This is a genomic window from Arthrobacter sp. UYCu712, from assembly GCF_040547005.1.
Classification (GTDB): Bacteria; Actinomycetota; Actinomycetes; order Actinomycetales; family Micrococcaceae; genus Arthrobacter.
In genome coordinates, this window is record NZ_JBEPOZ010000001.1 from 87,208 (window position 1) to 105,558 (window position 18,351).

Consider the following 18,351-nt stretch of genomic DNA (forward strand, 5'->3'; position numbering starts at 1 on the left):
ATATAGCGGATGCTCGCCGAAAGGAAACCTAAGTGCTCATTGCACAGCGCCCCACCCTCTCTGAAGAGGTCGTCTCCGATAACCGCTCCCGTTTCATCATTGAACCGCTGGAGCCGGGCTTTGGTTACACCCTCGGAAACTCCCTCCGCCGTACCCTGCTCTCCTCCATCCCCGGTGCCTCTGTCACGAGCATCCGGATCGATGGCGTGCTGCACGAGTTCACCACGGTTCCGGGTGTCAAGGAAGATGTCACTGAGATCATCCTGAACATCAAGAACCTGTCGGTTTCCTCCGAGCACGACGAGCCGGTTGTTGCTTACCTGCGCAAGCAGGGCCCGGGAGTCGTCACCGCCGCGGACATCGCGCCGCCGGCCGGCGTCGAATTCCACAACCCGGATCTGCACATTGCCACGCTGAACTCGAAGGGCAAGTTCGAGCTCGAACTGACCATCGAGCGCGGCCGCGGCTACGTTTCGGCAGCTCAGAACAAGTCCGGCGATTCCGAGATTGGCCGCATTCCGGTCGACTCGATCTACTCGCCGGTCCTGAAGGTTACTTTCCGCGTGGAAGCTACCCGTGTAGAGCAGCGCACTGACTTCGACAAGCTCATTGTCGACGTCGAGACCAAGCAGGCCATCGCCCCGCGCGATGCCGTTGCTTCGGCAGGTACCACCCTGGTGGAACTGTTCGGTCTGGCCCGGGAGCTGAACACCGCAGCTGAAGGTATCGAGATTGGCCCGTCGCCGACGGATGCTGCCCTGGCAGCAGACATGGCCCTGCCGATCGAGGACCTGGACCTCACGGTCCGTTCCTACAACTGCCTCAAGCGTGAGGGCATCCACACCGTGGGTGAACTCGTGGCCCGCTCCGAGGCTGACCTCATGGACATCCGTAACTTCGGTGCGAAGTCCATCGATGAGGTCAAGGCAAAGCTGGTTGAACTGGGCCTGTCCCTCAAGGACTCGCCTCCCGGTTTTGACCTCGCAGCCCGCGCCGCAGCAATTGAAGAGGACGACGCCGCGTTCAGCGACGACGAACTCTAACAAACAGATCTTGGCCGGCTGGCTGGATGCACCACGGTGTGCGCAGCCCACTGGCTTCCATATGAGGAGAAACTATTATGCCTACCCCCGCTAAGGGTCCGCGCCTCGGAGGCGGAGCGGCTCACGAGCGTCTTATGCTCGCGAACCTGTCCGCAGCACTGTTCGAGCACAAGCGGATCACCACCACTGTGACCAAGGCCAAGCGACTGAAGCCGTACGCCGAGCGCCTGGTGACGTTCGCCAAGCGTGGCGACCTGTCTTCCCGCCGCCGTGTACTCGGCTTGATCAGCGACAAGGGCATCGTCCACGAGCTGTTCACCGACATTGCACAGGCAGTGGAGAACCGCAACGGCGGCTACACCCGCATCACCAAGATCGGCAACCGCAAGGGCGACAACGCTCCCATGGCTGTCATCGAACTGGTTCTTGAGCCGGTTTCCGCGAAGCAGGCCGTTGTAGCCGAGGCTACCTCCGCTGCCCAGCGTGACGCTGACAAGAAGGACGCCGAGAAGGCCGAAGCAGCTCCGGTTGCCGAGACCGAAGAGGCTCCCGAGGCTGAAGCAGCTGAAACTGAAGCTGCAGCAACCGAAGAGGCTCCGGCCGCTGAGGAAGCAGCCGCTGACTCCAAGAAGGACGCGAAGTAGTTCGCTGATTTCTTCGCATAGACTTAAGTCTATGAACGAGCCAAAACCCGCTGCCCCCGTCATGGGGGGCGGCGGGTTTTTGCGTATCCGCCTTGATCTTGCCTACGACGGCGGCCCGTTCAGCGGATGGGCCGTCCAGCCGGGACGGCGTACCGTCCAGGGCACCCTCGAAGAGGCCCTTGCGATGCTCATCCGGCGTCCGATCAGGGTCACCGTTGCCGGAAGGACCGACGCCGGCGTGCACGCCCGCGGCCAGGTTGTCCATCTGAACCTCAGCGCGGAGGAGTGGCTGGGCCTGAACCGGGGCGTTGAACTGGATCCCGCCGTCGCCCTGCTGCGCCGGCTCCGCGGCGCCCTCAGCCGCGGGCTCGGGGACCTGACCGGGGCCATTGAGGTGCACAAGGTCTCGATCGCTCCGGAGGGATTCGACGCACGGTTCTCGGCGCTCTGGCGCCGGTACAGCTACCGGATCGCGGACGGTCCCGCCCGTTGGGACCCGCTGGGCCGGACCTCAACGCTGTGGCACCGGGAGACGCTCGACGTCGGACTGCTCAACGAAGGTGCCTCGCAACTGCTGGGGCTTCAGGATTTCCGGTCCTACTGCAAGCCCCGGGAGGGCGCCACCACCATCCGGGAACTGCAACGCTTCGAGTTTTCCCGTGGTTCCGACGGCGTCATCGTCGCCACGGTCCAGGCGGACGCGTTCTGCCACAATATGGTGCGTTCACTCGTGGGCTCGGCCTTGTTCGTGGGAGAGGGCGTCGAATCGCCCGGCTGGCTGCTGGATCGGCTGCTCGCCCGGCAGCGTGACGCCAAGTCCGTGCTGGCCGCCCCGCATCCGCTGGTGCTCGAGGAAGTGGATTACCCCTCGGACGTAGGACTCCTGGCCCGGGCTGAACTGACCCGGGCGCTGCGCCAGGAGCAGGCCGGCTAGGAAGCTGAGGGCCCGGCGGTGGGGAGTTCCACCGTGAAGGTGCTTCCGAGGCCGGGACGGGTGCTGCAGGAGACTGTCCCGCCGTGGTGCTCCACGATTGCCTTAGTGATCGAGAGCCCGAGTCCGGCCCCCGGAATGGGTCCCTCCCGGACCGCCGGACTCCGGTAGAAGCGGGTAAAGACCTTCTCGGCGTCTGCCGCCGTCATGCCGATCCCGTCATCCTGGACCAGCAGGCGCACCGTGCCGCCTTCGGTGCTGGCCGAAACCCGGACAGTGCCGCCGTCGGGGGAGTACTTGATGGCGTTGGACACGAGGTTGTCCAGCGCCTGGCTGATCCGCAGCGGATCCAGGTTGGCCCACAGCGGACCCGGGACATCCATAGAGAGGGCAACACTGGCGGACCGGGCGTGGGCATGCGCCGAGCCGAGGCTGGCCTCCACGAGGCTGGCAACGTCGGTCCGCCTCGGGCGGACGTGGACGGCCGAGTTCGCGGACATCAACAGATCCGAGACGAGGGCCAGCAGCCGCTCCGCGTTGCGTTGCGCGACCTCGATCCGGCGGACTGCCTGCGCCGGCAACTCCTCCGGGTCGCTGAGGGCCAAGTCCAGGTTGCCGATGATGGACGTCAAGGGGTTACGGAACTCGTGGGAGACGGTGGAGACAACGTCGTCCTTGGCGGCCAGCGCCTCCATCAGCCCCGTCACCTCGTTGAACAGAACGACGGCCCCGGCGCATCCGCCGTCGTGGTCCGTCAAGCTGCGGGCCCCGGTGGACACCACCCGGGCCCCGGGGGGCCCGCCGAAGGACACGAGGTAGTCCGCGAAGGTCTCTCCGGCAGCCGCGCGCCGGATGGGACGCCGTTCGGGCGGGAGGGGCGCTTGCTGTGCGTGGCCGGCTAGGAGGAGTTCCGCTTCCTGCGCCGGCCCCGGCGAGCCTGCGGGCACCGCCGAGGCCTCCAACTCCGACTGCCAGCGGTTGGTCAGGAGGCGGTGGCCGGTCTTGTCGAGGGCCACGATGCCGACGTCGACAGTGTCCAGGATGGTGCGCAGCACGCGTTCGCGTTCCAGGCTTTCGGCGAGCCTGGACCGCTGCCGGGACCGCAGGAACAGCCCGGCGGCAGTCACCGCGACCAACAGGAGCGAGACAGCCAACAAGGCCACGGGCAGGACGGACATAACACTGTCCGAGCCTTGAACCAGCTGTAGTTCACCCAATTAAGCCGCGCCCCTTTCTCACTGATTCATTTTTACACCCTTGTCACACATACTTGACACAAAACTGGGTAATGTGGCTTCTGTTGGTGGGACGGACGACGCACCGGCGCCGGACAGCGGAGCAGCAACAGATGTGAGGGGGGCCATGACCGATCTTGGAGTCGCCGTCGTTGTGGAAGACGACGTGGACGTGCGCAATCTTGTCGAAGCTGTGCTGAGCCAGGCGGGGTTTGAAGTCCATTCGGCGGCCGCCGGACGGGAAGGGGTCGACGTCGTCAGGCTCCGGGATGCCAGCGTAGTGACGCTCGATGTGGGACTGCCCGATATCGACGGCTACGAAGTGCTGCGCCGTATCCGTCAGTTCAGTGACGCCTACGTGGTCATGCTGACTGCCCGGACCGACGAACTCGATACCCTGACAGCGCTGCATACCGGCGCGGACGATTTCCTCAGCAAACCGTTCCGGCCGAGGGAATTACGCGCCCGGGTGGCGGCGATGATGCGCCGGCCACGCCAGGACAGCAGGGCTACGCCGCCCGCCGGCTCGCTCCTCTCCGGCCCGGAAGCCGCCGGCAGTGCCACGCCAGCCGATGATTCTGTGCTCCGCCACAACGGTCTGACCCTGAACCCGGAAACCCGCTTGATAGTGGTCGATGGTTCGGCCACGAGCCTGACCCGAAGCGAGTTCGACCTCTTGCATGCCTTGCTGAAGGGCGCCGGCGCGGTCCGGTCTAAGACCGAACTGGTCAGGGTGGTGCGGGGCGAGTATTACCGCGCCGACGCTTACATCAGCGAATCCGACGAACGGGCGGTGGAAGTCCATATCGGTAACCTCCGGCGGAAGCTGGGCGAGAATCCGCTGGAGCCACGCTGGCTGCAGACTGTCCGCGGTGTGGGTTACCGGCTGGCGCCGGAGCGGGGTCAGCTGTCCCAGAGGACGTAGCTGAACTGGAGTTCGTCTATGGTCTCGCTGCCGCGTTCCGCCACGTCTCGCAGCAGGGCGCTGGCCCGGTCCATCTCGCCGCCGCGGACGGCTTGCTCAAGCTCCGCCGCCAGCTGGGCCAAGCGGACGCCGCCCACCATCTCCGAGGACGTCTTCAGGCTCAGCACGGCATCGAGGGCTGCCACCTCGTCGCTACCGGCGAGGGCCGACGCCAGGGTACTGTAGCGCTGCTGCCACATCTTCGCGTAGTCGCGGGCGAAATCCTTGGCGACGGCGGGGCTGTCCAGTTGGACGCCGAGGTCCTGGAGCGCCGCGGGATCCACGAGCGGGGCCGCGGTGGCCGGTGCTGCCGGTAACGCCGGGGCGGGCACCGCCGGCGGGACGCTCAGCCCAGCGCCACCGAGGGAAGCATCGGGGGAGAGGGCAGCGCTCGCTTCTCCGTCGTCTGGGGCAGCTAAGAAGGACATGCGACCACGCTACTGCCTGTCCCGGCAGATATTTCACGCTCCGGGCTTTCCTGCGGAAACCTTTCGGCATTCCTTGTGGCATCCCGCGCAGGACCGCGGCGCGGCGGCGTGCCCGGTCAGCTACGGGCCACTGAATGTGACGATCGCGTTGATCACGGCGGGACCCAGGATGGCGATGAAGAGCACCGGGAAGATGAAAAACAGCAGCGGGAACAAGATGGTGACCGGCAGCTTCATCGCCTTTTCCTCGGCCCGCTGCCGGCGCTTGACCCGCATGACTTTCGCCTGGATCCGGAGCACGCGGCTGATCGCGATGCCGTAGGTGTCCGCCTGGACGATTGCCTGGACAAAGCTGCGCAGCTCGGGGATTTTGGTGCGTTCGGACAGTGCCAGATACGACTCGCGCCGGCTCCTGCCCACCTGCATGTCCTGCAGGGTCCGGACCAGTTCCTCCGCGAGGGGGCCCTTGCCGTTTTCGCCCGCCCGCGCCATGGCGCCTTCGAAGCCGAGGCCGGCCTCCACCGAGATGAGCATCTGGTCCAAGGTGTTGGCCAGTTCCAGCTGCATCAGCTTCTGACGTTCCTCGCCTTTGCTGTAGAGCAGGAGATCGGGGATGAAGTAGCCCAGCAGTACTACAAAGACCCCCACCAGCTTGATGATCGGCATCGGCCCGATGCTGCCGATGTAGAAGCCGAGCGCAACCCCGGCCAGGCCCAGCAGCGGCTTGGCCGCTAGCACCCGCCCGAGCGGCAGCGAGGCCGGGCGTCCGGCAAGGGACAGGAGTTTGTCGAGTTTCCGAACGTAGCCGGGAGGCGTGAGGCGATAGCCGATCCGCGCGAGCAGCGGGTTCCGCCCCCGCTCCTCATTACCGCTTTGCTCCGTGCCCAGCGCCAGCATCCCGCGGATGGCCCGCTGCGAGGTGCGGTCGACCGAGAGCAGCGACCAGACAAGGTATCCGAGCGGCAGGCTGACCAGCAGGAGGGCGAGAAGTATTCGGGAATCCATTCCGGCCTCAGAACTTCAGGTCGATGATCTTGCGCATCCACAGACCACCGATGACCATCAGGATCACGGATGCCACGATCATGGTCCAGCCCAGGGGGTGGGTGAACATGACGTTCATGTAGCCGGGGTTGACCAGCATCAGCATCACCACAATGCCGATCGGCATGGCCATGAGGATATAGGCGGAGAACTTGCCCTCGGCGGCGAGGGACTTGATGTGCCCCTTGATCTCGCTGCGCTCGCGGATCGTCTCGTTCACTTGGTCCAGCACCTCGGCCAGGTTGCCGCCCACTTCACGGTTGATCTGGATGGCCTGGGCGATCCAGACAAAGTCCTCGTTCCGCATCCGCTCCGCGGTGTCGTTCAGCGAGGCCAGCAGGTCGCGGCCCAGGCTGGTTTCCGTGACGACCCGGCGCATTTCTTCCGACGTCGGGCTCTGCGACTCGGTGGCGGCGGCGTCAATGGCACGCAGGATGCTGTGGCCGGCCCGGAGGCCGCCGGCGAGGAGCTGGAGCGTGTCGCCGAGCTGCTCATCAAACTTGGCCCGGCGCTTGCCCGCCAGGAAGCCGATCAAGAGGTGCCCCACGAGCGGCGCCAGGAGGACCATGAGGACCGACAGCAGCGGACCGGCGACAACCAGGCCGGCCAGCGCTCCGACGAGGGCTCCGGCGCCAAGCAGTACGAAAAAGTCGGCCTGGCTCAACCGCAAACCGGCATGTTCCAGGGCCTCCCGGTTGAAGAGCCGGACCTTCCGCTGCGAAAAGTAGCCGTCCACCATACCCACCGCGGAACCGGCGAAGCGGGTCAGCTGGGAGTCGGGCTGGTTCGGGAAGGGGCGCCGTCGGTCCAGCGGCACTCCGCCCCCGCCCGTGGCGAGCAGCGCGTATCCAAGCAGCAGGAGGGCGGTGAAGAGCAGCCCGACACCGATAGGCAGCAGCGTCATGGCCTCCTCACACCCGTCCGGCCGCGGTCAGCGGTGCCGCGAACACGTTCGGCGAGACGTGAATGCCCAGGTCCTCGAAACGGTCGATGAAACGGGGGCGGATTCCGGTGGGGACCGGCTTGCCTAGGAACCGACCGTGGGCGTCGACGCCGGCAGAGTAGTCGAACACGAAGGCGTCCTGGAGCGTGACGATGTCCCCTTCCATGCCCTGGACCTCTGTGACGTGGGTAATCCGGCGGGTGCCGTCCCGGAGCCGGGAGATCTGGATGATCACGTTCACGGCGGAGGCGATCTGCTCCCGGATCGCGCGCAGCGGCAAGTCCATGCCCGCCATCAGGACAAGGGTTTCAAGCCGGGCGACGGCGTCGCGCGGTGAGTTGGAGTGGACCGTCGAGAGTGAGCCGTCGTGACCGGTGTTCATGGCCTGGAGCATGTCCAGTGACTCACCGCCACGGACCTCGCCCACGACGATCCGGTCCGGGCGCATACGCAGGGAATTCCTCAGCAGCTCGCGGATCGTGACCTCGCCCTTGCCTTCGGTGTTCGGGGGACGGCTTTCCAGCCGCACCACGTGCTGTTGCTGGATCTGGAGCTCGACGGCGTCCTCGATCGTCACGATCCGCTCGTCCTGCGGCAGGAAGGACGACAGCACGTTCAGCAGGGTTGTCTTGCCGGTGCCGGTGCCGCCGGAGACGATGATGTTCAGCTTGGCCCGTACGCAGGCATTGAGCAGCTCTGCCATTTCCGGTGTGAGCGTGCCGAACTCGATGAGGTTCCGGACCGTCAGCGGCACCTTGCTGAACTTACGGATCGTCAGCGATGACCCCCCGACCGCGAGTGGCGGGATGACGGCGTTGACGCGGGACCCGTCCTCGAGCCGCGCATCCACGAGCGGGGACGACTCGTCGATGCGGCGTCCCACCTTGGACACGATGCGCTCAATGACCTTGCGCAGATGGTCTTCCGAGCTGAAGCGCGATTCGGTCAGGGTCAGCTTGCCGTGCCGTTCGACGTAGATCTGGTCCATCCGGTTGACCATGATTTCGGTGACAGCGGGGTCGTCGAGGAACCGCTGCAGGGGTCCGTAGCCCAGGACATCGTCCGCCACATCGCGGACCAGCCGGGAACGCTCCTCGGCGGACACCGGAACCTGCTCGGCGTCGATGATCCGGGTGAGTTCCTCCCGGGCCGAGGTGCGGAGTTCATCTTCCTTGATGGCGGAGTCGTTGAACCGCGCACCCATCCGTTCGAACAGGGCGGTGGCCGCGCGCTGCTTGAGCGCGGCGAAGGCATCGACCGGCTGCTGGCCCCTGGGCCGGGGCACTTCCTGGGGTTCCGCGAACGACGGGTGGGGCACCGGTGACGCGGCGACGACGGCCGCCGGCGGCGGCGCCGCCGGCTCGCTGGTGCGGGGCGGCGACATTGCCGGCGGGGCGGCAGGAGTTCCTTCGGCGGTACGGAGACGCTCGGAAAGCTTCACTTACACCACCACCCGACGGTGGAGCTTCTTCTGGGCGGTGGCACGCCAAGCCGGATCAAACCGTGCCACGAGTTGACGGAGTCCCTTGACAGCCGGGTCCTTCCGTCCGTCCTGAAGCACCGGGATGCCCCGGTTGGTCGAGAATGCCACGGCTTTGGACCGGGGGATACTGACATCCACGGGCGCTCCGATGGTTGCCTCAACATCCTGGACACTCAATCCGGACTTCGAGTCGGCCATATTCAGCACGACGTGCCGGCTCTCCGGCAGCAAGTCCAGCCTGCGCAGGATTTGGAGCCCGGACCGGAGCCCGCGGATGCTGGGTACGTCCATGGCGGTCACCCAGACCACGTCCGTGCACTGCTCGAGGGCGGCAAGCCCGACCTCCGGCAGCCCGGGCGCGGTGTCCACCACTACGTACTGGAACTGCTCCGCGAGCTGCTCGAGCAGCCGGGTGACCTGCTGCGGCGTGATGTCGTCGGCTTCCTCCGGTGTCCGCGGACCGCAGAGGGCATAGATGTTGCCTGGATGGACGGTCAGGAAGGCCTTGAGGACCAGCGAGTCCTGGCTGGCCGCTGCCGAGACGGCGTCCGTCACGGTGTGCTCGGGGTTGAGGTAGAGCCCCGAGGCGACGTCCCCGAACTGCAGGTCCAGGTCCACAATGACCACACCCATGGGGGCGACCCTTCCCAGCCCAATGGCGATGTTGGTGGCGATGGTGGTCTTTCCGACGCCGCCCTTGGGGGAGAAGACGCCGATGACCAGGCCCTTGGGGCTCTCGGACTGTTGGACTGCCGCGGTCCGGCTCCGGCTGGTGAACGACTGGCAGGCCCGCTCCAGCTGCATGCGGATCTGGACGGGGTCGGACTCGGGGCTGAGGATGTCCCGGATCCCGGCCCGCATGGCGAGCAGGACGAAGGAGGGGTCCGGTTCGCCCACGAGGACGACGCTGAGTTCCGGCACCTGCACGCCGAAGACCGTGGCGAGGGTCAGGGCGTCTTCAACGGGAACGCCCGGGCCGAGGATCAGCACCTCCGGGCGTTCCTGGTTCAGGTTTGCGAACAGTTCGCCCGGATCGGCCGGGTTGATGGCGGCAAACGTCTGCAGCCCGCCCGGCAGCCCGCCCGCGAGAGCCTGGCGTACCCGGGCATCGAAGTCGGTGTTGGGGGTGATCAGGACAAAGCGGCTCACTTGTAGACCTCCGGTATCTCCATGATCATGGGGCCGCTGTCTGTGGCGTTGAGCGGTTCCTTGCTGAGCCAGATTTTCTCGAATTCCGCGGCGAAGACGATCTTGGCGGCGTGGAGGTCGCTGACGGCGACGGTCAGTAAAAGCGATCCCGTTGGGAGCGAAGTGTCTTCGGGCGGTGCCGCAGAACCTTCGGGGGCCGAAGGCTCGGGAGCCGGCGTGGCTACGGGTGCGCGCTGTACCGCCGTCACGAGCACTTTGTGGATGGAAAGCTGGGTCGTCTTCCTGTCTGCCTTGGCTTCGTTGCCGCCACCGGCCAGGTTGATGAAGACACCCACATGGTCTCCCGGTTCGATCCGTCCGCCGACGACACGCTGTGGTTCGAGCTGGAACGAGACTTCCTGCAGCCCCTCCGGTACCTGTACGGACCCGCTTGACTGAAACTCATCGGGGGCGATGAGGCGCTCCGCCAGCAACTGTTCGCCCGGCAGCAGCTCGACGGCCGTGACCTTCTCGGCAAGTCCATCGAGGTTCTTCAGCGCCGACTTTGTGACCGCCTTGCCGGGAAGTTCCTCACTGGCCACGAAGGCTTTGAGGGCGGCTACCGAAGTGCCGGCGGGAACCGCCTGCTTGACCACGAGCACTGAGACTGGCTCCAGGCTCTGCACGGCCCGGGTGTCGGCTCCTTGCGCGTAGCTGACTACAAGGATGGCTCCGACTATGGCGAGCACTACGGCCGCCACTCCTGCCAATAGGCGTGACTTCAAAAACTGCTCCTGAACTGCTAGGTCGAAAACGTGTTACTGGGTGAGCCGGACGATAGTTGCGCCATGGGCGTCCACCGGGCCGAGCGTGAATCCGTCCGCCAGGGAGACATACTTAATGAAGCTGCCGATGATCCCCCTGCAATTTCCAGCGCAGGCCACCGAGGAGGAAACGTAGGCTGTGGTGTTCCGGAATGATTTGGGGAGGTCGTCGTTACCGCTGAACTTCCAGCCCTGCACCTTGAACGCGGCAAATGACTTCAGCCCGTAAACGGCGCCCGACCCGGTGCCGCTGACCTCGTCGAAGACCGGCAACAGCACGACAACGTCCTTGCCGGCCGTCATGTCGGTGGCCCAACGCTGCAGGATCGCCAAGCAGACGTCCGGGGCACCGCTATTTCCCGGGTCGCTTCCCGCTTCGGCAACGTCGAGGTCTATCAATCCGCCGCAGACGCCCGGTTCACTGGTCAGCCAGCCAAAGCCGCCTGAGACCGGGGCGCCGGACGGACCGTAGAAGCAATCCGGGTTGGCGTTGCTGCCATGGTTCTGGAGCAACTGCAGCGTGCGGTCGACGTGGTTCTGAACCTGGCAGATCGAGAAAGTGACGGGAAACGCTGTCGGACCCGCCAGCGGGCTGCCCCACTGGACCGTTGAAGCGGCAGCGACCTCGGTGGTGTTGATGCCGAGGGCGCGGGCGAAGAACAACGAAACCTGGTTGGGTTCCTTGCCGGCTTCCTGGGCTCCGGCAGTGACCGTGACCGTTCGGGCCGCCTTGTCCAGGGTCAACGACTGGACATTGCTGAGCCCGTCCCCGGCGTTGCTGCTGGCGAGGCTACGTGCAAGGGCTGAGGTAGCTGAGCATTCCGGGTCGTTGGCGTCCTTGGCGCATTTCTGGGCCACGGCCAGGGCAGCGGCGTCCGACCCATTGCGCAGCTGGGTCCGCTCGGAATAGAGCATGCCGATGTCAACCGCGAGGGCAGCGAAACCCAGAAGGACAACCATCAGGATGGCGACGATGACGCTGATGCCGCCGCGCTCGCGGTTTACGTCGGGTCCCTGTCCAGCTAGCCGCCGCATACCATGACTCCCTTCCCTTCCATCGGAAAAGGCCCGGCGATGCCCGTCATTGTGGACAGCGAGTAAGTGATCTTGAGCGTCATTTGGGCGCCCGATGTGCAAGTAGCGGGACTGATTGTGATGTTTGAGTCCGTCAGTGCCGGCTGCAGGCCCGTTGCCGCGTTCTTGACTGCGGTGAGGGCGGACGCGGGAGTGTTATTGATGGCCATGACCCGGACGCCCTCGCGGGCGGCGCTGGAGAGAATGACCTGGGCGTTGTAGGCGCGGCCGAACTCCATGATTCCCAGAAGCAGCATCACCAGGACCGGGGCCAGGATAGCGAACTCCACCGCCACGGCGCCCCGTTCAGATGCTTTGGACATGGGGACCGCCTTTCTGGATCTCTTTTTCGATGGCTCCTGAAACAGGCAGGTTGGGAACGACGGAGCCGTCCCCAACCCTGTCCGCTGGATCGCGTGGTTCTGCTACTTGGAGCAGCTGCCGTCGGTGGGAGTGGCACCCGTGGTGGCCGCCGTGTAGATGCCGCCCTTGACGCTGCACTGGACCGAGTTGAAAGTCTCTTTCAAAGTCCCGCCGAGGAGAGTGACGGCGACGATGATCACGACAGCGATGAGCGAAACCATGATGCCGTATTCCACAGCGGTGGCGCCGCGCTGGTCGCGGCGAAGACGCGTGGCGATGTTGAAGAAAAGGGAACGCATGGGGCCTCCTGAGCGAGTTGGGTGGTTGGCATACGCCAGCGACGGGACGAAAAGGTGGGTGTTACTTCGAGCAGCTTCCGGCGACGGGAGTGGTGCCCGTCGTGGCCGCCGTGTAGACGCCGCCCTTGACGCTGCACTGGACCGAGTTGAAGGTCTCTTTCAACGTGCCACCAAGCAGCGTGACCGCGACGATGATCACGACGGCGATGAGCGAAACCATGATGCCGTATTCCACAGCGGTGGCGCCGCGCTGGTCACGGCGAAGACGGGATGCGAGGTTGGAGAAAAAGGAACGCATGTGGGACTCCTGAGCGAGGTCGGGGCTGGCCCTGCACCAGCACTGAGTGGAACTTAGCAACCGCCGACACGCCGACGATGCGACCTTGAAGCATCCTGTGCCAAGGCTTCCCAAACTGCACGTTTCCTGTACGTTCCCTGCGCGGACGCTGCGCTTGGCACGCCCCTTTGCCCTGACACACAGGAGGACCCCCTCGGCTCTGGGGTCCGAGGGGGTCCGGTCTGGTGGGCGGTTCAAAGTCGCCGAGCTACTTGTTCGCGAAAACATCCATGATGCTCATCACCGTCGGGCCGAGAATAACAACGAAGAGCGCCGGGAGGATGGACATGATGAGCGGAAAGAGCATCTTGACAGGCATTTTCATGGCATGCTCTTCCGCCCGCTGCCGCCGCTTGACGCGCATATCCTTCGCCTGTGACTCGAGCACCTTGGCGATGGCGATGCCGTAGGTGTCTGCTTGGACTACAGCCCGGACGAAGGACCTCAAGTCCGGGACGTCAACCCGCTGCGCCATGGCCAGGTACGCCTCTTTGCGGGAGCGCCCTACCTGGATGTCCTGGAGAGTCCTGATCAGCTCGTCGGCGAGTTGCCCTTTGCCGTTCTGGCCAGCCCGCGCCATGGCCGTCTCAAAACCGAGTCCGGCCTGGACGGAAATGAGCATCTGGTCCAGCGCATCGGGTAGTTCGAGTTTGATCTTTTCCCGTCGCTTCTGGGCGTAATTTCGCAGCAGGAGGTCGGGCACAAAGTAGGCCAGCGCCGTGAAGCCCAGCATCAAAAGGAAGTTGAGGGCCGATGGGGAACCCACCAGGAGGAACATTCCCATTACGGCCCCAGCTAGCGCGAGCAAAGGCTTCACCATGATGACGCGGCCCAAGGGCCAGTCCTTGGGGCGACCGGCCCCAGCGAGCTGCTTGTCCAGCCATGCCGCATAGCCCTTGGGAGTCGCCCTCGTGGTAAGGGCAGCTAGTTGTCCATGGGCCGAGAGCAGGGATCCGCCCTCCTGCGGACGCCGGCCGAGATTGGCCTGGATGTTCCGCAGGCCCGCCCGGTCGCCGGTGAAGACCAGCCAGGTCATCATCGAGAGCGGGGCGATAACCGCCAAGATGGCGGCGTATGCGATGGTTTGCACGGTTCTCTCCCTTCCTCTCAGAACTTCGGTTTGATTAGCCGGCTGAGCCAAAAGCCGCCGACGGTCAACAGGACCACCGTCGTGAGGATCATCAGGTAGCCCGGGATCGTGGTCAGGAACACCCTCGAGTACATGGGGTTGAAGAGCGTCAGCCCAATGAACATGACAATGGGGAGCGCCATAAGCACCATGGCGGACATTCGACCCTCCGCGCTCAGCGCCCTGATCTGGCCGCGAATCTGGTTCCGGTCACGTATGGTCTCGCCGACGTTGTCCAGAACGTGGGCAAGGTCTCCGCCGACTTCCCGGTGGATGTCGATGGCCCGGGTTATCGACGCGAAGTCGTCGTTTTCAGTGCGGCGGGCAACGTCGTTCAACGATTCCCCTAGATCCCGGCCGATCCTGGTCTCGTTCAGGACCCGGGTCAGCTCATCCTTCATCGGTTCCTCGGACTCCTCTGCGGCTGCGTCCACTGAACGGAGCAGACTGTGCCCAGCCCGGAGACCGCCGGCGAGCATCTGAAGGGTGTCCTGCACCTGTTCGTCGAATTTCTTCCGACGCCGGGCTCAGTTTTTCGGCAGGGTACGGCCATAATTACTTGGTTTGGTAAGCCAACTTGCTACTTCTGCGGTCCTGCGGACCTGTCGGATCTTTAGGGAATCAGCAGGATGACTGCGAGGCCGGCCGCGAGCATGGACGGGCCGTAGGCGACTTCGTTAGGCCTATTTCCGCGGTTTTTGAGCACGAGCACAAGGGAGGAGAGGCCGCCGGCAACGAAGCCCAGGGCGCCGCCGTAAAACAATTGGGACCAGCCTAGGTAGCCTAAGTACAGCCCGAGTGGTGCTGCGAGCTTCACATCCCCCATTCCGAGGCCGTTTCGGCTGGTCAGGGCAAGAATCAGGTACAGAAGGAACAATATTACGGAGCCGGCGATGCCGCGCATCAGGTTTTCCGAAGCTCCATGTGCTGCGGCTGCGGCAGTTAGCAGGACCAGCCCGGCTCCCAGCAAGGGCGTCACGAGCCGGTTGGGCAGCAGATGGTGGACGATGTCGATCCGCGCCAGTTGAACACCGGCAACTCCCAGCACCAGGTAGGCGGCCAGCTCGGGGGAAGGGCCGAAGCGCCACGCGAGCAAGGCCGACAATACAAAGGTGACTGCCGCCGTCGTGATTCTGGGACGGACGGACGGTCCGCCGGCAAGATCCGGCAGGGCGCGGCGGGTGGCGAAGTCGGCCAGCAGTCCCAGTCCCAGTCCAAGAGCCCCGATTGCTGCCACGAAGAGCACGGCGACGGAGTCTGAAACGGCGGGATCGGACACGGTGCCTCCAAGGACGCGGCGGGGCCGGCGGCGGGCAGGATGCATCCGGACACCCCATTTTGACCCAGCGGCCCGTCTTCCGCTATTCTTGGTAGTCGTTGTGCGTGTCCTTTCTCGATGATGCGTGCCCGTATGAGAATCCGGTTGCAGGATAGCTACTCATCGTGCACATTCGGGACCATAGGACTACTGGTTACATGGAGCCCTCACCTCTGTTCCGGTAGCGCATAGATAGTAGGTGCACCTTAAGAGTGACGCCTAAAACAAGAACGCCAGAACAAGAACGAGGCAAACACCGTGCGTACGTACACCCCGAAGCCCGGCGATATCAACCGCCAGTGGCACGTCATTGACGCCACAGACGTTGTCCTTGGTCGTCTCGCGAGCCAGACCGCAATCCTGCTGCGCGGCAAGCACAAGGCCACCTTTGCGTCCCACATGGACATGGGCGACTTCGTCATCATCATCAACGCTGAAAAGGTTGCCCTGACCGGCGCCAAGCTGGAGCAGAAGCGCGCATACCGCCACTCCGGTTACCCGGGCGGCCTGACCTCCGTCAACTACGCAGAGCTGCTGGAATCAAACCCGGTCCGCGCTGTGGAGAAGGCCATCAAGGGCATGCTCCCGAAGAACTCCCTCGCTGCTCAGCAGCTGGGCAAGCTGAAGGTCTACCGCGGTGCAGAGCACCCGCACGCCGCCCAGCAGCCCAAGACTTTCGAAATCACCCAGGTCGCCCAGTAGTCCTGGCCACCAAACAACTTATCTATACAAGGAGAATCGTGGCTCAGAACGAAGAGACCACCGAGGCCGTTGTGGCTGAGGAAAACCTGACCAGCTACACCTCGGAGAGCGGTCCTGCAGAAGCAGAAGCGCCCAAAAAGGAACGCCCGGCCCTCACGGTTGCCGGCGCGGCAGTTGGCCGTCGCAAGGAAGCCGTCGCACGCGTTCGCATCGTGCCCGGCACCGGCAAGTGGATCATCAACGGCCGCGAACTGGCCAACTACTTCCCGAACAAGCTGCACCAGCAGGATGTCAACGAACCCTTCAAGATCCTTGATCTTGATGGCGCCTACGACGTCACTGCCCGCATCCACGGTGGTGGCATCTCCGGCCAGGCCGGCGCCCTGCGCCTCGGCATCGCCCGTTCACTGAACGAGATCGACACCGAGAACAACCGCGCGACCCTGAAGAAGGCCGGTTACCTTCGCCGTGACGCCCGCGTCATCGAGCGTAAGAAGGCTGGCCTCAAGAAGGCCCGTAAGGCTCAGCAGTACTCGAAGCGTTAATTCCGCTTCCGGAAGCCCGTCCTGCATTATGCGGGGCGGGCTTCCGCCGTTTAAGGGGTCCGGATGACGATCCAAACTCGGGCACTGGCCGGAGGCGATGTCCCTATCGTCTAAACTTGACCCGATGTCTAGATTATTTGGAACAGATGGTGTCCGAGGCTTGGCGAACGGCCTGCTGACTGCCGAGCTGGGGTTGCAGCTGGCCCAGGCCGCGGCCGTCGTGCTGGGCCACGACCGCAATACCAACGGAACACGGCCCCGCGCCGTGGTTGCCCGCGACCCGCGTGCCAGCGGCGAATTCCTCGCGGCTGCCGTGGAAGCCGGGCTTTCAAGTTCCGGTATCGACGTTTATGACGCCGGCGTGCTACCCACCCCGGCAGCTGCCTACCTGGTGGCCGATCTGGACGCGGACTTCGGCGTGATGATCTCCGCCTCCCACAACCCCGCCCCTGACAACGGGATCAAGTTTTTCGCCCGCGGCGGGCAGAAGCTTCCCGACGACGTCGAGGACGCCATCGAGGAGCAGCTGGGCAAGGAGCCGTTCCGGCCGCTCGGCGGCGAAGTCGGCCGCATCCAGCGTTTCTCGGACGCCGAGGACCGCTACATCGTGCACCTGCTGGGTACACTCCCGTACCGCCTGGACGGGCTCAAGATTGTCCTGGACTGCGCCCATGGCGCCGCCAGCGGCTGTTCCCCCCAGGTTTTCAAGGACGCCGGCGCGGACGTCATCGTGATCGGCGCCGAGCCCGACGGGCTCAACATCAATGACGGCGTCGGTTCCACCCACCTCGGCCCGCTGAGTAGGGCAGTCCTGGAACACGGCGCGGACCTGGGCATTGCCCACGACGGCGACGCGGACCGTTGCCTTGCGGTGGACCACGAAGGCAACGTGGTCGATGGCGACGAAATCATGGCCATCCTCGCCGTCGCGCTGAAGGCTTCAGGCAAGCTGAAGGACGACGTCCTGGTAGCTACCGTCATGAGCAACTTGGGACTCAAGATTGCACTGCGCGAGGCGGGCATCAGCCTGCGCGAAACCGGGGTGGGTGACCGCTACGTCCTCGAAGGAATGCGCGAGGGCGGCTTCAACCTCGGCGGGGAACAGTCCGGGCATGTGATCTTCGCGGACCACGCGACCACCGGAGACGGCGTCCTGACCGGCCTGCAGATTGCCGCCCAGGTGGCCCTGACCGGACGTCCGCTGAAGGACCTCGCCACCGTGATGACCAAACTCCCGCAGGTCCTCATCAACGTCAAGGGCGTCGACCGCACACGGGTGAAAGGCGATGAGGCCGTGGCCGAGGCCGTTGCCCTCGCCGAAGCCGAGCTCGGGGACACCGGACGGGTCCTGCTGCGTCCTTCCGGCACCGAGCCGGTTGTGCGCGTCATGGTCGAGGCCGCGGACGAGGAGACGGCCCAGGCCGTGGCCGAACGCCTGGCTCAGGTAGTCCGGACCGAACTGGCCCTGGCGCTCGCGTCAGACTGAGTTTTCCTTCCGAAGGGCGTCCCGGATCTCCGTCAGCAGTGCGATCTGCGGGTCCTCGGCCGCCTCTTCCTTGACGTCCTCGTTGATCCCGAGCCGGCGGTTGCGGCGCTCGATCATATGGTTCATGGGCAGGATCACCACGAAATAGACGGCTGCGCCGATCAGCAGGAACGAGATCACGGCGGAAATCACGGAGCCGTACTTGAAGCCCTCCCAGGCCATCTCCTCGATCCCCTTGGCATTGAAGAGCATCCCGATGAGCGGGGTCAGCAGGCCTTCCACAATGGACGTCACGACTGCCCCGAAGGCGGCACCCATGACGACGGCGACGGCAAGGTCGATGACGTTGCCCTTCATGAAGAAATTCTTGAATCCGGTCAGCATGGACACCAAGCTAGCGCAGTCCTGTGAACACGGGGTGGCGGGCAGGT

Annotated in this window: 22 protein-coding genes; 7 read left to right on the forward strand and 15 right to left on the reverse strand. The window is 64.7% G+C overall.

Translation table 11 applies throughout. The features are described from left to right. The first annotated feature begins 32 nt into the window (after positions 1-32). The 3 genes from ABIB51_RS00485 (at position 33) to ABIB51_RS00495 (ending at position 2,621) form a co-directional block, all read left to right on the forward strand. A complete protein-coding gene (locus ABIB51_RS00485; protein ID WP_024366109.1) occupies positions 33-1,043 on the forward strand; it encodes a DNA-directed RNA polymerase subunit alpha in 1,011 nt (336 codons plus the stop codon). A 77-nt stretch (positions 1,044-1,120) separates the two neighbouring features. Beyond that, positions 1,121-1,687, forward strand: a complete 567-nt coding sequence (rplQ, locus tag ABIB51_RS00490) for a 50S ribosomal protein L17 (RefSeq protein ID WP_354184585.1) — start codon at positions 1,121-1,123, stop codon at positions 1,685-1,687. A 31-nt stretch (positions 1,688-1,718) separates the two neighbouring features. Beyond that, positions 1,719-2,621, forward strand: a complete 903-nt coding sequence (locus ABIB51_RS00495; protein ID WP_354184586.1) for a tRNA pseudouridine synthase A — start codon at positions 1,719-1,721, stop codon at positions 2,619-2,621. Here ABIB51_RS00495 and ABIB51_RS00500 read toward each other — a convergent pair. After that, positions 2,618-3,796 carry an ATP-binding protein gene (locus tag ABIB51_RS00500; RefSeq protein WP_354184587.1) on the reverse strand — a complete coding sequence of 393 codons (1,179 nt, stop codon included), beginning with the start codon at positions 3,794-3,796 and terminating at the stop codon, positions 2,618-2,620. The genes ABIB51_RS00495 and ABIB51_RS00500 overlap by 4 nt on opposite strands. Positions 3,797-3,980: 184 nt before the next feature. Here ABIB51_RS00500 and ABIB51_RS00505 point away from each other — a divergent pair, with 184 nt between their 5' ends. Continuing rightward, positions 3,981-4,778, forward strand: coding sequence for a response regulator transcription factor (locus ABIB51_RS00505; protein ID WP_354184588.1), 798 nt, complete (start codon positions 3,981-3,983; stop codon positions 4,776-4,778). Here the strand turns inward: ABIB51_RS00505 and ABIB51_RS00510 are convergent. The 13 genes from ABIB51_RS00510 to ABIB51_RS00570 form a co-directional block, all read right to left on the reverse strand. Next, on the reverse strand, positions 4,757-5,245 hold the full coding sequence (locus ABIB51_RS00510; RefSeq protein ID WP_354184589.1) for an Hpt domain-containing protein: 489 nt from the start codon (positions 5,243-5,245) through the stop codon (positions 4,757-4,759). The two genes, ABIB51_RS00505 and ABIB51_RS00510, sit on opposite strands and share 22 nt — an antisense overlap. A 120-nt stretch (positions 5,246-5,365) precedes the next feature. After that, positions 5,366-6,250 carry a type II secretion system F family protein gene (locus ABIB51_RS00515; RefSeq protein ID WP_354184590.1) on the reverse strand — a complete coding sequence of 295 codons (885 nt, stop codon included), beginning with the start codon at positions 6,248-6,250 and terminating at the stop codon, positions 5,366-5,368. A gap of 7 nt (positions 6,251-6,257) precedes the next feature. Further along, a complete protein-coding gene (locus ABIB51_RS00520; RefSeq protein WP_354184591.1) occupies positions 6,258-7,193 on the reverse strand; it encodes a type II secretion system F family protein in 936 nt (311 codons plus the stop codon). 7 nt (positions 7,194-7,200) lie between these two features. Further along, a complete protein-coding gene (locus tag ABIB51_RS00525; RefSeq protein WP_354184592.1) occupies positions 7,201-8,673 on the reverse strand; it encodes a TadA family conjugal transfer-associated ATPase in 1,473 nt (490 codons plus the stop codon). Further along, on the reverse strand, positions 8,674-9,864 hold the full coding sequence (locus ABIB51_RS00530; protein ID WP_354184593.1) for a CpaE/TadZ family protein: 1,191 nt from the start codon (positions 9,862-9,864) through the stop codon (positions 8,674-8,676). It lies immediately after the preceding gene. Then, a complete protein-coding gene (gene cpaB, locus ABIB51_RS00535) occupies positions 9,861-10,628 on the reverse strand; it encodes a Flp pilus assembly protein CpaB (protein WP_354184594.1) in 768 nt (255 codons plus the stop codon). The genes ABIB51_RS00530 and cpaB overlap by 4 nt, the downstream gene beginning before the upstream one ends. Before the next feature lie 33 nt (positions 10,629-10,661). After that, the gene (locus ABIB51_RS00540) at positions 10,662-11,702 is read right to left on the reverse strand and encodes a pilus assembly protein TadG-related protein (RefSeq protein WP_354184595.1); all 1,041 of its coding nucleotides are present in this window, start codon (positions 11,700-11,702) and stop codon (positions 10,662-10,664) included. Next, complete coding sequence (locus ABIB51_RS00545) at positions 11,690-12,064, reverse strand: TadE/TadG family type IV pilus assembly protein (protein WP_354184596.1); 375 nt, start codon at positions 12,062-12,064, stop codon at positions 11,690-11,692. Before ABIB51_RS00545 ends, ABIB51_RS00540 begins: the two co-directional genes overlap by 13 nt. A 102-nt stretch (positions 12,065-12,166) precedes the next feature. Continuing rightward, positions 12,167-12,403, reverse strand: coding sequence for a Flp family type IVb pilin (locus ABIB51_RS00550; protein ID WP_354184597.1), 237 nt, complete (start codon positions 12,401-12,403; stop codon positions 12,167-12,169). A 61-nt stretch (positions 12,404-12,464) separates the two neighbouring features. Next, positions 12,465-12,701, reverse strand: a complete 237-nt coding sequence (locus ABIB51_RS00555) for a Flp family type IVb pilin (RefSeq protein ID WP_354184598.1) — start codon at positions 12,699-12,701, stop codon at positions 12,465-12,467. A 247-nt stretch (positions 12,702-12,948) separates the two neighbouring features. Continuing rightward, positions 12,949-13,830: a type II secretion system F family protein gene (locus ABIB51_RS00560; RefSeq protein WP_354184599.1), complete on the reverse strand. Its 882-nt coding sequence runs from the start codon at positions 13,828-13,830 to the stop codon at positions 12,949-12,951. Between the two features lie 17 nt (positions 13,831-13,847). Continuing rightward, positions 13,848-14,348, reverse strand: a complete 501-nt coding sequence (locus ABIB51_RS00565; protein ID WP_354184905.1) for a type II secretion system F family protein — start codon at positions 14,346-14,348, stop codon at positions 13,848-13,850. Between the two features lie 134 nt (positions 14,349-14,482). After that, positions 14,483-15,148 carry a prepilin peptidase gene (locus ABIB51_RS00570; RefSeq protein ID WP_354184600.1) on the reverse strand — a complete coding sequence of 222 codons (666 nt, stop codon included), beginning with the start codon at positions 15,146-15,148 and terminating at the stop codon, positions 14,483-14,485. 297 nt (positions 15,149-15,445) lie between these two features. Between ABIB51_RS00570 and rplM the strand changes: the two genes are divergently transcribed. From rplM to glmM, 3 genes are all read left to right on the forward strand, one after another. Further along, positions 15,446-15,889 (forward strand): 50S ribosomal protein L13, encoded by a 444-nt coding sequence (rplM, locus tag ABIB51_RS00575; protein WP_015937805.1) that lies wholly within the window; start codon positions 15,446-15,448, stop codon positions 15,887-15,889. Positions 15,890-15,927: 38 nt separating this feature from the next. Then, on the forward strand, positions 15,928-16,434 hold the full coding sequence (gene rpsI / locus ABIB51_RS00580) for a 30S ribosomal protein S9 (protein WP_354184601.1): 507 nt from the start codon (positions 15,928-15,930) through the stop codon (positions 16,432-16,434). 124 nt (positions 16,435-16,558) lie between these two features. Next, positions 16,559-17,920: a phosphoglucosamine mutase gene (glmM, locus tag ABIB51_RS00585; RefSeq protein ID WP_354184602.1), complete on the forward strand. Its 1,362-nt coding sequence runs from the start codon at positions 16,559-16,561 to the stop codon at positions 17,918-17,920. Here the strand turns inward: glmM and mscL are convergent. Continuing rightward, the gene (gene mscL / locus ABIB51_RS00590) at positions 17,912-18,304 is read right to left on the reverse strand and encodes a large conductance mechanosensitive channel protein MscL (protein WP_354184603.1); all 393 of its coding nucleotides are present in this window, start codon (positions 18,302-18,304) and stop codon (positions 17,912-17,914) included. The two genes, glmM and mscL, sit on opposite strands and share 9 nt — an antisense overlap. Positions 18,305-18,351: the final 47 nt, after the last annotated feature.